The organism is Nocardioides sp. NPDC101246, assembly GCF_044767415.1.
Taxonomy (GTDB): Bacteria; Actinomycetota; Actinomycetes; order Propionibacteriales; family Nocardioidaceae; genus Nocardioides.
Genome location: NZ_JBIWNX010000022.1, coordinates 1 through 12,909 on the forward strand (window position 1 = coordinate 1; position 12,909 = coordinate 12,909).

14 protein-coding genes are annotated in these 12,909 nt (G+C 70.3%); 12 read left to right on the forward strand and 2 right to left on the reverse strand.

What is annotated here, in order from left to right; all coding sequences use genetic code 11:
- Nucleotides 1-221 precede the first annotated feature (221 nt).
- From ACIRON_RS28475 to ACIRON_RS28525, 11 genes are all read left to right on the forward strand, one after another.
- The gene (locus ACIRON_RS28475; RefSeq protein ID WP_176884335.1) at nt 222-392 is read left to right on the forward strand and encodes a DUF5302 domain-containing protein; all 171 of its coding nucleotides are present in this window, start codon (nt 222-224) and stop codon (nt 390-392) included.
- A 56-nt stretch (nt 393-448) separates the two neighbouring features.
- Nucleotides 449-1,600, forward strand: coding sequence for a hypothetical protein (locus ACIRON_RS28480; RefSeq protein WP_402998072.1), 1,152 nt, complete (start codon nt 449-451; stop codon nt 1,598-1,600).
- Nucleotides 1,601-1,632: 32 nt separating this feature from the next.
- Complete coding sequence (locus ACIRON_RS28485) at nt 1,633-2,562, forward strand: glycosyltransferase family 2 protein (RefSeq protein WP_402998075.1); 930 nt, start codon at nt 1,633-1,635, stop codon at nt 2,560-2,562.
- Between the two features lie 57 nt (nt 2,563-2,619).
- Nucleotides 2,620-3,687, forward strand: a complete 1,068-nt coding sequence (locus ACIRON_RS28490) for a MaoC family dehydratase (RefSeq protein WP_402998077.1) — start codon at nt 2,620-2,622, stop codon at nt 3,685-3,687.
- A gap of 11 nt (nt 3,688-3,698) precedes the next feature.
- Nucleotides 3,699-4,523 carry an SDR family oxidoreductase gene (locus ACIRON_RS28495; RefSeq protein WP_402998080.1) on the forward strand — a complete coding sequence of 275 codons (825 nt, stop codon included), beginning with the start codon at nt 3,699-3,701 and terminating at the stop codon, nt 4,521-4,523.
- A gap of 36 nt (nt 4,524-4,559) precedes the next feature.
- Nucleotides 4,560-5,114: a histidine phosphatase family protein gene (locus tag ACIRON_RS28500; protein ID WP_402998083.1), complete on the forward strand. Its 555-nt coding sequence runs from the start codon at nt 4,560-4,562 to the stop codon at nt 5,112-5,114.
- Between the two features lie 93 nt (nt 5,115-5,207).
- Nucleotides 5,208-6,395, forward strand: coding sequence for a hypothetical protein (locus ACIRON_RS28505; RefSeq protein ID WP_402998085.1), 1,188 nt, complete (start codon nt 5,208-5,210; stop codon nt 6,393-6,395).
- A gap of 44 nt (nt 6,396-6,439) precedes the next feature.
- Nucleotides 6,440-7,099, forward strand: coding sequence for a DUF6758 family protein (locus ACIRON_RS28510; RefSeq protein ID WP_402998088.1), 660 nt, complete (start codon nt 6,440-6,442; stop codon nt 7,097-7,099).
- Nucleotides 7,100-7,108: 9 nt separating this feature from the next.
- Nucleotides 7,109-7,984: a PHP domain-containing protein gene (locus ACIRON_RS28515; protein WP_402998090.1), complete on the forward strand. Its 876-nt coding sequence runs from the start codon at nt 7,109-7,111 to the stop codon at nt 7,982-7,984.
- Nucleotides 7,981-8,580: a MarC family protein gene (locus ACIRON_RS28520; RefSeq protein WP_091052619.1), complete on the forward strand. Its 600-nt coding sequence runs from the start codon at nt 7,981-7,983 to the stop codon at nt 8,578-8,580. Before ACIRON_RS28515 ends, ACIRON_RS28520 begins: the two co-directional genes overlap by 4 nt.
- A gap of 122 nt (nt 8,581-8,702) precedes the next feature.
- Nucleotides 8,703-9,761 (forward strand): hypothetical protein, encoded by a 1,059-nt coding sequence (locus ACIRON_RS28525; protein ID WP_402998093.1) that lies wholly within the window; start codon nt 8,703-8,705, stop codon nt 9,759-9,761.
- A gap of 53 nt (nt 9,762-9,814) precedes the next feature.
- Here ACIRON_RS28525 and ACIRON_RS28530 read toward each other — a convergent pair whose 3' ends face one another.
- Entirely contained in the window at nt 9,815-10,579 is a 765-nt protein-coding gene (locus ACIRON_RS28530) for an SDR family NAD(P)-dependent oxidoreductase (protein ID WP_402998095.1), read from the reverse strand.
- A 190-nt stretch (nt 10,580-10,769) separates the two neighbouring features.
- Here ACIRON_RS28530 and ACIRON_RS28535 point away from each other — a divergent pair, with 190 nt between their 5' ends.
- Nucleotides 10,770-11,417 carry a L,D-transpeptidase gene (locus ACIRON_RS28535; protein WP_402998097.1) on the forward strand — a complete coding sequence of 216 codons (648 nt, stop codon included), beginning with the start codon at nt 10,770-10,772 and terminating at the stop codon, nt 11,415-11,417.
- A gap of 15 nt (nt 11,418-11,432) precedes the next feature.
- On the opposite strand, the gene ACIRON_RS28540 is transcribed toward ACIRON_RS28535, so the two are convergent.
- Nucleotides 11,433-12,902 carry a DEAD/DEAH box helicase gene (locus tag ACIRON_RS28540; protein ID WP_402998100.1) on the reverse strand — a complete coding sequence of 490 codons (1,470 nt, stop codon included), beginning with the start codon at nt 12,900-12,902 and terminating at the stop codon, nt 11,433-11,435.
- Nucleotides 12,903-12,909: the final 7 nt, after the last annotated feature.

Sequence of the window (12,909 nt, forward strand, 5' to 3'; positions counted from 1 at the left end):
GCGCGCCCCCCCCCCCCCCCCCCCCCCCCCGCCTCACCGGTGGCGCGCGCCCCCGGCCCCCGTGGCGGGGCCCTACCAGGGGTGGGGGGCCCCCCCCCCCCCCCCCCCCCCCCCCCCACAACTACGGTCTCGTCCGGAAAACCTGAGGATTCGTCGTTGTCGTTGTCGTAGGTTGGGGGTTACCCGACCAACGATCTAGCAACGCCGATTCAGGGAGAGCGATGACGAACGACGATCTCAAAGCCAAGATGCGCGAGGCGCTGGAGAAGAAGAACAACAACGACCACGCACACGCCGAGAGTGCGGGGGCCAAGGAGAAGGCGCACGGGTCCGAGGTAATCGGTGGCGCACCGAAGATGCACCGCCGAAAGGCAGGCGGCGGCGGGTCCTGAGGCTACGATGCCCCCTCGGGGGTGTCGGGTAGGTCTGGTCGAGAGGTAACGAGAAGTTGGCGCGCCGCGTAGTGCTCCATGTCGGGGCGATGAAATCGGGGACGACATATCTGCAGGGTGCCCTGTACAAGAACAAGGCACTCCTTGCGGAGCGTGGGTTCCTGGTCCCCGGCGCACGCTGGCGCAACCAGATCGAGGCCGTCCTCGACGTGAAGGGCCGCCGCAAGCATCCGCAGGGGAACTCGGTCGCCGGAGCCTGGGACCGTCTGGTCGCCGAGGTCGACGCCTGGGACGGCACCGCGCTGATCTCCGTCGAGCTGCTCGCACCTGTCGGGCCCGAGACGGTCGAGCGGGTGGCGACGAGCTTCGCGGGTGTGACTCCCGAGATCGTGCTCTCGCTGCGTGACATCAACCGGCAGATCCCGTCGATGTGGCAGGAGCTCGTCCAGAACGGCGTCGACTGGACCTGGGCGGAGTTCCTCGCCGCGGTCAACAAGAGCCGTCCGGGCTCGCCCGAGCGCCGTCGCTCCGGGCCCGGCAAGCGGTTCTGGGCCGAGCAGGACATGGTCGCCATCGCCCGGCGCTGGGGCCAGGCCGGACCTCTCCACCTGGTCACCGTGCCGCCGCCGGGCAGCCCGGCGACACTGCTGCTGGAGCGCTTCGGCGCGGCGATGGGCTTCGACCCCGAGGGGATGCAGAGCCCGCCCCCGAAGAACACCTCCCTCGGCGCCGCGACCGTCGAGGTGCTGAGAGGTCTCAACGCCGAGCTGGACCGGCGCGGCCTGGCCTATCCGGCGGCGATGGCGCTGCGCAAGCACGTCCTCGGCAAGCGGCTGATGCCGGACCTGACGGTCGAGGACCCGCGTATCGGGCTCCAGGCGCCGCGCTGGACCGCGGGATTCACCCGCGACCAGGCAGCCGAGCTGCGCGGCCTGGACGCGACCATCCACGGGGATCTCGATGACCTGGCCCCTGTGGACGTACGCGGGATCGACCCGCGCAAGGTCACCGACAAGCAGGTTCGAGACGCCGCGGTGGCTTCCTATGCCGCGCTGCGTTCGGACCTCGACAAGAAGCTCGCCGACCCGACCATCCCTGGTGAGGCCGTCGACCCGGGGGAGGGCCGCAAGGCCCCGGCACGTGCCGTCTCCGCCCTGGCCGACCTCGTGGAGTGGTCCGTCCGGCGAGAGGAGCTGGTCCGTACGTAGGGCCTCAACACACACATATTCGGGGGAACTCTTTGTCAAGCAGTTGGAGCCTGCGCCGTCGTCGCAGACTCGCCGAGGAGGCACGTGGCACGTCTGCCGCGCTGCCTCGGATCGCGGTGCTCACGATCGCCCGCGACGAGGGCGAGATGCTCGCCCGCTGGGTCGACCACTACGGCCGAGCGGCCGGCCACGAGAACCTGATCGTCTTCGACGACGGCTCGACCGACGGCTCCACCGACGACCTCCCGTGCACGGTCCAGCGCCTGCCCGGCTTCCGGAAGGGCAACTTCGAGGCCGGCCGGATGGGCCTGGCCAGCGGGGTCGCCCACGGTCTTCTGGGGATCTACGACGTGGTCATCTTCACCGACGTGGACGAGTTCCTGGTCCCCGACCCGGCGAGGTACGCCAGCCTGTCCGACTACCTGTCCCGGCGGCCGGAGCGGGTGATCGCCCCCTTCGCCCTCAACGTCATCCACCACACCGCGGTCGAGGGGCCGCTGGTCAGCGGCAAGCCGATCATGGGTCAGCGCTCGTACGCCCAGTTCGCGCCGTTGATGTGCAAGCCGTCGGTCAAACGGGTGCCGGCCGCCTGGACGCTCGCCTCCCACGGGATCAAGGCGCCGTACGTGCCCGATCCCGGGCTGTTCATGCTCCACATGAAGTTCGCCGACCTGGATCTGCTGCGACGACAGGCCGACCGCCGCAACGAGCTCGCCAAGGCGGTGGGCCGCGGCAAGGGCAGCTCGTGGGGACGGTCCGGCGATGACCTCGCCGGCCTGCTGACCGCCGCGACCGCCGCGGTGAGCGCCGATGTCGAGGAGTTCGACCCGGCCTCGGTCCTGCCGGCCAGGCTCGTCCGCGAGGAGGACGGCGTGCACCGCGCCGTCGGCCCGGGGCACATCGACAACCTCCGCAACCAGCCGTTGTTACGCATCCCGGAACGCCTCCACGGGATCGTCTGAACTAGGTTACCGTCCGGTAATCAACGCACCGCCAGACTCACCGACGAGAGGCCGCAGATGAGCAAGACGAACCCCGGCAACTTCTTCGAGGACTTCTCGGTCGGCCAGGTCATCGAGCACGCCACGCCGCGCACGGTGACCGAGGGCGACCGGGCTGCGTACGGGTCGCTCTACCCGACCCGCTTCGCCATCCCGTCCTCGGCGCAGTTCGCCTCCTCGGTGGGGCTCAGCGTCTCCGCGCTGCGTGGGCCGGTCGTGGTCGAGGAGCACCCGGTCGAGGAGCTGATCGCCTTCCACATCGCGTTCGGCAAGACCGTCCCCGACATCTCGCTCAACGCCGTGGCCAACCTGGGCTACGCCGAGCTGCGCTTCCACCGGCTCGTCGTGCCCGGTGACACCCTGTCGACCTCCTCGGAGGTGATCGGTCTCAAGCAGAACTCCAACGGGAAGTCCGGCGTCGTCTACGTTCGCTCCACCGCCGTCAACCAGCGCGGCGAGGTGGCGCTGGACTGGGCTCGCTGGGTGATGGTGCACAAGCGCGATCTCGATGCTCCCGCGCCCGAGACCGTCCTGCCCGACCTGGCCCCGGCGGTCGCCGCCGAGGACCTGATCGTGCCGAAGGGCCTCGACTTCACCTCGTACGACTTCACCGCGGCGGGCGAGCCCCACCGTTGGGGCGACTACGAGGTCGGCGAGAAGATCGACCACGTCGACGGCGTGACGCTGACCGAGTCCGAGCACCAGCAGGCGACCCGGCTGTGGCAGAACACCGCCAAGGTTCACTTCAACGCCGAGGCCCGCCCCGACGGGCGCAACCTCGTCTACGGCGGCCACATCATCTCGATGGCCCGGGCGCTGTCGTTCAACGGCCTGGCCAACGCCCAGCTGATCGCCGCGATCAACGCCGGCGCCCACACCTCCCCGGCCTTCGCCGGGGACACCGTCTACGCCTGGTCGGAGGTGCTCGACCGCGCCGAGACCGATGCTCCCGGTGTCGGCGCGCTGCGACTGCGCCTGGTCGCCACCAAGGGCCGCGACGAGTCGATGACCCTGCGCGGCGAGGACGGCAAGTACGCCCCCGGCGTGCTGCTCGACCTCGACTGCTGGGCGCTCATCCCGGTGTAAGGAGGCACCCGATGCCCACCAAGAAGTCCCTGTTCGTCTCCGGCTCCGCCCAGGGGATCGGCAAGGCGATCGTCGAGAAGTTCGCCTCCGAGGGCTGGTTCGTCGGTGTCTACGACATCGACGCGGAGCTCGCCCGGGACGTCGCCCAGTCGATCGCCTCGGGCTCCGCTTCGGCAGGTATCCTCGGCTCCGACAACGCCGTCGGCGGCGCGCTCGACGTCACCGACCCCGCGTCCTGGAACGCGGCGCTGGAGGAGTTCGCCACCGCAGCCGGCGGTCGCCTCGACCTGCTGGTCAACAACGCCGGTATCCTGCGCGCCGGCCGCCTGGCCGACGTCGACCTGGCCCAGCATCACCAGACCATCGAGATCAACGTCAACGGCGTGATCAACGGCTGCCACACCGCGTACCCCTATCTCCGGGCCACCCCTGGTTCGGGCGTCATCAACGTCTGCAGTGCGAGCGCGATCTACGGGCAGCCGGAGATCGCCTCCTACAGCGCGTCGAAGTACGCCGTGCGCGGACTCACCGAGGCGCTGGAGCTGGAGTGGCGCAAGGAGGGCATCCGGGTGCAGGCGGTCTGGCCGCTGTGGGTGAAGACCGCGCTGCTCGACGGCAACGCCGCCTCCTCCCACGAGACCCTGGGCATCCGGCTGACCGTCGAGGACGTCGCCGACCAGGTCTGGGAGATGGCGCAGCCGCGCAAGGGACTGCGCGGACGGCTGCCGAAGGTGCACACCACCGTCGGCCTTCCGGCCAGGGCGCTCTCGACCGCCGCCGACCTCGCGCCCAACCTGTTCGTCCGCGAGGTCAACCGGTTCATCACTCGGGCGTGAGGATTCGGCCGGCCCGATGGCTGGTTGGATGGGGGCATGGCCCTCTACCTCGTCAGGCACGGCACCACCGAGTGGTCCCTCAACGGCCGGCACACCTCCCGCACCGATCTCCCCCTCCTGCCCGAGGGGGAGGAGGCTGCCAAGGAGCTCGCGTCCCGGCTAGCCGAGCGGACGTACGCCGCCGTGCTGACCTCCCCGCGACAGCGGGCGCTGCGTACGGCTGAGCTCGCGGGCTTCCCGGACGCGGTCCTCACCGACGACCTGGTCGAGTGGGACTACGGCGACTACGAGGGCATCACCACCGACGAGATCCACCGCACCGACCCCGACTGGAGCCTGTGGACCGCGAAGACGCCCGGGGGAGAGGCCGCGGCCGCCGTCCAGGAGAGGCTGGGCCGAGTCGTCTCGGCCGCCCGCGAGCGCGACGGCGACACCCTGGTCTTCTCCCACGGACACGCGCTGTGTGCCCTGGCCGCGGTGTGGCTGGGCCTCCCGGTCACCGAAGGACGGCTGTTCAGGCTGGACACCGCGACCGTCTCGCTGCTGGATGCCCACCACGGGCAGCCGGTCGTGAAGAGCTGGAACACATAGCCCCTCCATAGCCGGCCCGGGTCGAACGCACAGGCTGGATCACTACCTCTGGAGGGCGGCCGTACCATCCCGCGGCCGCTGGAAGGGGTAGTTGTGGCACGCCGTGTGATCGTCCATGTCGGCACGATGAAGTCAGGGACCACGTCCCTGCAACATGCGCTCTTCGCGCATCGAGAGCACCTACGTGATCTCGGCATTCTCGTCCCGGGAAAGAGCTGGCGAGAGCAGGTCGACGCGGTCTGGGACGTCCGCGGCCGGGCGTGGTCGCTGGCCGGCGACCGTTCGATCGGGGGATCCTGGGGCCGGCTCGTCGAGGAGATCGACGCCTGGCCAGGAACCGCGGTCGTCTCCGCCGAGCTGCTCGCCCCGGCCGGCACGGCCGTGGTCGAGGAGGTCGCCCGGTCCTTCGCCTCCGTCGAGATCGTGGTCTCCGTACGCGACCTCAACCGCAACCTGCCGGCGATGTGGCAGGAGGTGGTGCAGAACGGCGAGCTGTGGACCTGGCCCGAGTTCCTCGCGTCGGCCAAGCAGATGCGGCCCCGGTGGTCGCTGCCCGACCTGATGACCGGCACGAACCGGTTCTGGAAGGAGCAGGACGCGGCGGCGATCGCGAGGCGCTGGAGCGCCGCCGGGCCGGTGCACGTGGTCACCGTGCCCCCGCCGGGAGGTCCGTCCGAGGTGCTCCTGGAGCGGTTCGGCGAGGTGATCGGCTTCGGGTTCGGCGACGTCTCGACGCCGATGTCGCGCAACGCCTCCCTCGGCGTCGTACGCGCCGACGTGCTGCGCCGCCTCAATGTGGAGCTCGAGCGGCGGGGTCTGCGGTTCCCGGCCGGCATCCGGCTCCGCAAGCACGTGCTCGCCAAGCGGCTCATGCGCGACCTCGACGTCGACGACCAGCGCCTCGGGCTGCGGGTCGCGCCGTGGGTCGAGAGGAGCGCACGACAGCAGGTCGCCGCGCTGCAGCGTCAGGGTGTCGTCCTGCACGGCGACTGGGCCGACCTCACCCCGGTCGAGGTCAGCGGTACCGATCCGTCGACGGTCACCGAGGACCGGATCGCGGCGGTGGCGGCCGCCACCCACGTACCGTTGCGGGAGTGGTTGCTCGAGCGGGCTGCCGTCGGGTCTCGCCCCGGCTGGGGCCCCGAGACGGTCCCGCAGTGGTCGCCCGGCGGGTCCGACGACGCGTCCGACGAACCGGCCGAGGACGCGGTGGCCGCGCTCGCCGACCTGATCGAGTGGGCGATCACCCGCACGCGCGCGAAACAAGCCGCCGACGCATGACCGGACCGCTTGACCAGACGGATGGCACGGGTCACCGTTAGGGGGTGGCTCTTGCGGTTGGCTGTCCACGCTGCGCGACACCGGTGGCGAGCATCGGTGCCGGCGGCAGCAAGTCGTGTCCCGAGCATGGTGTGGTGACGCCGGTGTGGCGTTCGGATCCGGCCTCCTACGAGGACCTGGTGCAGGTCCTCTCGCTGGCCGGTGACGTGCCCACCTACCTTCCCTGGCCGGTCGAGTCGGGCTGGTCGATCGCCGACCTCGCGGTTGTCAGCGACGAGGCCAAGGGCTCGGCGACGCTGCTCACGCTGACCGGTGTGACCCCCGACGACGGACCCGTCGAGATGACCGTCGTCGCCGAGGAGGCCGGAGTCGGGCTGGGCGCGCGGTGCGCGCGTACGGAAGGACCGGACCCCGGCATCGACGCCTGCACCGGACCGCCCACGACGAAGGTCCGGGTCGCCGGGCAGCGGCAGCTGGTGCCGCTGTGGCCGATCACCCAGTGGACCAACGGCGCCGAGGAGTGGGAGCGGTCTGTGGTCGTCGGCGAGGCCGCCGGCCGCTGGCTGTGGCTGGTCTTCCGCCCGGCCACGGCGATGCTCATGCTCCAGGACGGCTGGCACCTGCGCCAGGTCGACGATCTGGGCGTACAGATGGTCGAGCTGCCCTTCGGAGGGCCCGGTGGAACTTGGTGGAACGCGCCCTAGGATAGGCGGGTGCGCATCGACCTCCATACTCACTCGCGGGTGAGTGACGGGACCGATTCGCCCACCGAGCTGGTTCGCGCGGCGAAGGCAGCGGACCTCGATGTCGTCGCGATCACCGACCACGACACCGCCGACAGCTGGGACGAGGCGGCCGCTGCTGCGGCCGAGGCCGGGATCGAGCTGGTGCGGGGCATGGAGATCAGCACCATCCACGCCGGCCACGGGGTGCACCTGCTGGCCTACCTGCCGGACCGGACCCACCCGCCGCTGGTCGAGGAGCTCGGCCGTGTCCTGGCCGGCCGCGACGGGCGGCTGCCGCTGATGCTGGCCCGGCTGGCCCGCATCGGCATCGAGGTGTCCCTCGAGGACGTCGCGGCCGTCTCCGGTGATGCCGCCGCCTCGGGGCGTCCGCACCTGGCCGACGCGCTCGTCGCCAAGGGGTACGTGGGCAGTCGTGACGAGGCCTTCAACCGCTACCTCGGCGCCGGCAAGCCTGCGTACGTCAACCGCTACGCGGCCCCGCTCGAGCCGATGATCCGCACCGTCGCCGCCGCCGGGGGAGTCACCGTGATCGCCCATCCCTGGGGCCGGTCCGGACGCGAGCAGCCCGACGAGGCAGCTCTCTCCGCGCTGGTCGACGCGGGCCTGTCCGGGCTCGAGGTCGACCACCAGGATCACAGCCCGGAAGTGCGCGAGAAGCTGCGGGTGATCGCCCGCAACCTCGACCTCGTGGTGACCGGATCCAGCGATTACCACGGCACCGGGAAGGTGGGTCACCATCTGGGAGTGAACACCACTGCACCCGCTGAGTACGAGCGGCTCCTGGAGCGCGCCGCCGCAGCCGCGGCCGCCTCCGGACGAGCCACCCCCGAGGTCGTGCGTTGACCGAGCTCTTCGTCTCCACGTTCGTGACGCTCTTCGTGATCATGGACCCGGTCGGAACGATCCCGGTCTTCCTCTCGCTGACCGCCGGTCAGTCAGCGGGCAAGCAGCGTCGGGCGGCGGTCCTCGCGGTCGCCGTCTCGTTCCTGGTGATCACGATCTTCGCGCTGTTCGGACAGGCGATCCTGCACTACCTGCACATCTCCCTCGAGGCGCTGCAGTGCGCCGGCGGCCTGCTCCTGCTGCTGGTGGCGCTCGAGCTGCTGACCGACAACTTCGACGACCCGGTGGCCGCGGCAGGCGCCAACGTGGCGATGGTGCCCCTCGGCACCCCGCTCCTGGCCGGTCCGGGTGCGATCGTCGCCACCATGGTCTTCACCCAGGACGTCGACTCCGTCGCGGACGGCTTCGGGCTCGGCCTCGGCCTGGTCGTCGTACACCTCACCCTGCTCCTCGGAATGATCTTCTCCGTCCCGATCCTCAAGGTCCTCAAGGAGTCCGGCGTCCTGCTCATCACCAGGATCGCCGGCCTGCTCCTCTCGGCGATCGCCGTTCAGATGGTCGCCGACGCCGTCACGACCTTCATCGCGAACGCCTGATTCTGGGTCGCTGGTCAGTTTCAGACGTACGCGCCCGTCTACCGGCCAGTAATGGGCGCGAACGTCTGGGACCGTCTGCGGCTCGGGAGAAGTGTCGGTGGTCGCGCCCCATGATGTGAGCCATGAGCGCTCGGGTGTTGCACTTCCGGCCGCCCGACCTCGTCGGGAGGCCAGGCCTCGTGCGGCCGGTGCCGGTGGACCGTGCGGGGGTGAGCGGGCCGACCCCGAAGCAGGCCCGTGGTCGGGCGTGGCGGCGCTCTTCGCGCGGGTTCTACGTTCCGTCGGGCGTCGATGGGGAGTCGCCGCAGCAGCGTGTGCTCGAGGCCTCGGTGCTGGTGCCGGGCGACGGTGCACTCACAGGCTGGGCCGCTCTTGCCTGGCGCAACGTCCGGTGGATCGACGGGTGCGATGACCACGGGAGCCGACGTCCGGTCACCGTCGTGACTCCTGGCTGCCGCGTCCGGCCGCGGCCGGGGATCGAGGTGAGCCACGAGCGCCTGCTGCCGGGCGAGCGACTGACCCACGACGGGGTGGTCGTCACCGGGCCGCTGCGGTCCACGGCCTTCGAAGTTCGCCGTGCGCCCTCGCCGGTGGCCGCGGTGCGCTGGCTGGACCTGGTGGCGGCGAGCGACCTGATCTCGCTCGAGGAGATGCGGGCGTACGCCGAGACACTCACCGGCTGGGCGGGGATCGACCACCTCCGGTGGGCGCTTCGGCATGCCGACGAGAACGTCTGGTCCCCGCCGGAGGTCGACCTGCGGCTGACCTGGACGGTCCGGATGGGGCTTGCCGACATCGTCTGCAACAGGCCGGTGTTCGACCTCGACGGACGCCACATCGGGACCCCCGACGTGCTCGATCTCCGGGCCGGAGTGGTGGGGGAGTACGACGGCGAGCTACATCTGGCCGGTAAGCAGCGTGCGAAGGATCTGCGACGGGAGGGTGACTTCAGACGGGCCGGCCTGGAGTACGTCACGATGGTCGCCTCCGACCTCCATCAGCCCGCCGATTTCATGAGGCGGACCCGGGAGGCGAGAGCACGAGCGAGACGTACGCCGGTGAGCGAGCGGACCTGGACGATCACCCCGCCGCCGGGGTGGGTGCCGACGAACACAGTGGCCGAGCGGCGAGCCCTCACGGCCTGGCAGCGGGATCGCTTCCTCCGGCAGCGTGCCGGTTAGTTTCAGACGTACGCGCCCGTCTACCGGCGCGTAACGGGCGCGTACGCCTGGGACTACTTGCGACCCAGCGACTGGAACTTCTGGAGTACGCCGGACGGGACCACCCGAGCCATGGTGGCCAGGGCCTTGTAGCGCTTGCTCGGGATCGAGAAGGTCTTGTCGGCGTCGTAGTCCTCGAGCGCTTCACGGACCAGGTCGTCGACGTCGAGCCACATCCAGGAGGGGGCCGAGTCGTAGCCGGAGCCGAGGCGCTCGTGGAACTCGGTCTTGGTGAATCCCGGCAGCAGGGCCATGACCTTGATGCCCTGGCCGGCGTACTCGTTGTGGGCCCACTCGGTGAAGGAGTTGATCCACGCCTTGGCGGCCGAGTAGGTGCCGCGGGGAAGGTAGGAGGCGACGGAGCCGACGTTGATGATGCCGCCGTGGCCGCGGGCCACCTGGCCGCGCAGCGCGGCGTGGGAGAGGCGCAGCGGGGCGATCACGAGCACCTCTGCCATCGCGGTCTCCTCGTCGGCGGTGTTGTCGAGGAAGCGGCGCTTGAGGCCGTGGCCGGCGTTGTTGACCAGCAGGTCGACCGGGTGATCGGCATCGGCCAGACGGGCCTCGACCCTGGCCAGATCGGCGCTGTCGGTCAGATCGGCGCGAAGCACCTCGACACCGATGCCGTGAGCGTCCGTCAGGTTCTTGGCGACGCCGTCGAGGCGCTCCTCGTCACGGGCGACGAGGACGAGGTCGTGTCCGCGGGCAGCGAGCTGCTGGGCGAAGGCGAGTCCGATGCCGGCGGTTGCGCCGGTGACCAGGGAGGTGGGGTTCGACATGGGGCAATCCTGCCACCACGGGTCGCGATGGCGATCCAGGCGCCGGGCCGTCGGTTCGCCAGCGGAATCACGGTTTCTGTCTGTCGTGTGACAGTTGACTTGCGGTGATACGTGTTTGGATGATGTTCGACGTGGATTTAGCAGGGGGACTCGGGCACGTGATGGCGAAGTGAACCGCACTGGGCGGCACATGAGATCGCGGCCCCTCAGGCGCACCAAGATGCTCTTCGTCGCGTCCTTGCTGACGTCGGCCGGTCTGTACGTCGGGATGGAGGTCATCGCCGAGCCGGTGGCCAACGGCCGGCCCAGCGCGGCCGACAGCAGGATGAAGCTGGGCGCGGACGGCGCGGCCCGCACCCCGGTCTGGCCGCATGACAGCCAGCGTGAGGCCGCGATCGACCGCTACGTCGACGCGCGGATCGCCGCCGCGGAGAAGGTGCTCCCGGATGATTCCGGCACCGGTCGGCGGGCCGTCTTCTCGATCAGCCGTCAGCGGGTCTGGATCGTCTCCGCGGGCGATCGGACGCGGCGTACCTATCCGGTCTCGGGCAGCGCCTACGACAACCTCGAGCCCGGCACCTACAAGGTCTTCTCCCGCTCCGAGCACGCGAAGGGGATCGACGACTCGGGCCGGATGAAGTGGTTCGTACGCTTCACCAAGGGCCCCCGCGCCGCGATCGGCTTCCACAACATCCCGGTGGACAAGGGCAAGCGCGTGCAGACCCGCGCGCAGCTCGGCACACCGCTGTCGCACGGGTGCATCCGCCAGGCCGAGCCGGACGCGAAGGCGATGTGGCGCTTCGCGCGGCTCGGCACCAAGGTGGTCGTGATTCCTTAGCCTGGCCCTGGCAGCTCAGGCGTCGGCCTTGGGCGCGGAGCCGCCCGAGCCCGAGCGGCGGCGACGGCGACGACGGGGTGCGGAGCCCTCGGCCTTGGCCTCGCCGTCGGCGGGCTGCGTGGACCCGGCGGACTCGGCCGCGGCCGGAGCAGCGGCCTTGTCGACGACCTGGCCGCCGCGCGAACGGGTGCGCTGACGGTCACGGTTGCGGGGAGCGCGCTCGCGCTTCTCGCCGTCCTTGCCGGAGTCCTTGTCCTTGGGCTTCGCGGGCGCGGCGGCCTTGATCCGGCCCTTGGTGCCCTTCGGGATGCCCATGTCGTGGAGGAAGTGCTCCGAGGAGGAGTAGGTCTCCTGCGGCTCGTCGAAGGGAAGGTCGAGAGCCTTGTTGATCATCTTCCACTTGTGGAGGTCGGCCCAGTCGACGAACGTGACCGCGACACCGGTGGCGCCGGCGCGGCCGGTGCGGCCGATGCGGTGGACGTAGGTCTTCTCGTCGTCGGGGGTCGTGTAGTTGACCACGTGGGAGACGCCGGTGACGTCGATGCCGCGGGCGGCGACGTCGGTGGCCACCAGGACCTCGACCTTGCCGTCACGGAACTTCTGCATCACCCGCTCGCGGGCGGCCTGCTGCATGTCGCCGTGCAGGGGAGAGGCCACGAAGCCGCGCTCGGCGAGGTCGTCGGCCACGCGCTGTGCCTGCCGCTTGGTGCGGGCGAAGACGACGACCTTGTCGTGGTCCTCGCACTGCAGCAGGCGGCCGATCATCTCGGGCTTGTCGAGGTCGTGGGCCTGGTAGACGAACTGCGCGGTGGCGGGCACGGTCTCGCGCTCGCTCGCCGACTCGGCGCGGATGTTCATCGGGTGGCGCATGTAGGAGCGCGCCAGCGCCACGATCGCACCCGGCATGGTGGCCGAGAAGAGCAGCGTCTGGCGGGTCTCCGGGGTGAGGGTGACGAGCTTCTCCACGTCGGGCAGGAACCCGAGGTCGAGCATCTCGTCGGCCTCGTCGAGGACGAGGGCGTGCACGTGGGAGAGGTCGAGGACCTTCCGGTTGGCCAGGTCGATCAGGCGGCCGGGGGTGCCGACCACGATGTCGACGCCCTTCTCCAGCGCGTCGATCTGGGGGTCGTAGCCGGCGCCGCCGTAGACGGTCAGCACACGGAGGCCGCGGTCCTCGGAGATCAGCGAGATCTCGGCCGAGACCTGCATGGCCAGCTCGCGGGTCGGAGCCACGATCAGCGCCTGGGGCTTGCCCTGCGGGAGGTCGATGTAGTCAGGGTCCTTGGGGGACACGCTGCGCTGCACGACCGGGATGCCGAAGGCCAGCGTCTTGCCGGACCCGGTGCGGGCCTGGCCGATCAGGTCGGTGCCCTGCAGGGCGACCGAGAGGGTCATCTCCTGGATGGCGAAGGGGGTGGTGATGCCTTTGCGCTCGAGCGGAGCGCAGATCTCGGGATGAACACCGAGGTCCTTGAACGTTGTCATGATTTCG

Coding starts and splice junctions, on each gene's coding strand:
- ACIRON_RS28475 (WP_176884335.1), top strand. CDS start 222: ATGACGAACGACGATCTCAAAGCCAAGATGCGCGAGGCGCTGGAGAAG.
- ACIRON_RS28490 (WP_402998077.1), top strand. CDS start 2,620: ATGAGCAAGACGAACCCCGGCAACTTCTTCGAGGACTTCTCGGTCGGC.
- ACIRON_RS28495 (WP_402998080.1), top strand. CDS start 3,699: ATGCCCACCAAGAAGTCCCTGTTCGTCTCCGGCTCCGCCCAGGGGATC.
- ACIRON_RS28500 (WP_402998083.1), top strand. CDS start 4,560: ATGGCCCTCTACCTCGTCAGGCACGGCACCACCGAGTGGTCCCTCAAC.
- ACIRON_RS28525 (WP_402998093.1), top strand. CDS start 8,703: ATGAGCGCTCGGGTGTTGCACTTCCGGCCGCCCGACCTCGTCGGGAGG.
- ACIRON_RS28530 (WP_402998095.1), bottom strand. CDS start 10,579: ATGTCGAACCCCACCTCCCTGGTCACCGGCGCAACCGCCGGCATCGGA.
- ACIRON_RS28535 (WP_402998097.1), top strand. CDS start 10,770: ATGAGATCGCGGCCCCTCAGGCGCACCAAGATGCTCTTCGTCGCGTCC.
- ACIRON_RS28540 (WP_402998100.1), bottom strand. CDS start 12,902: ATGACAACGTTCAAGGACCTCGGTGTTCATCCCGAGATCTGCGCTCCG.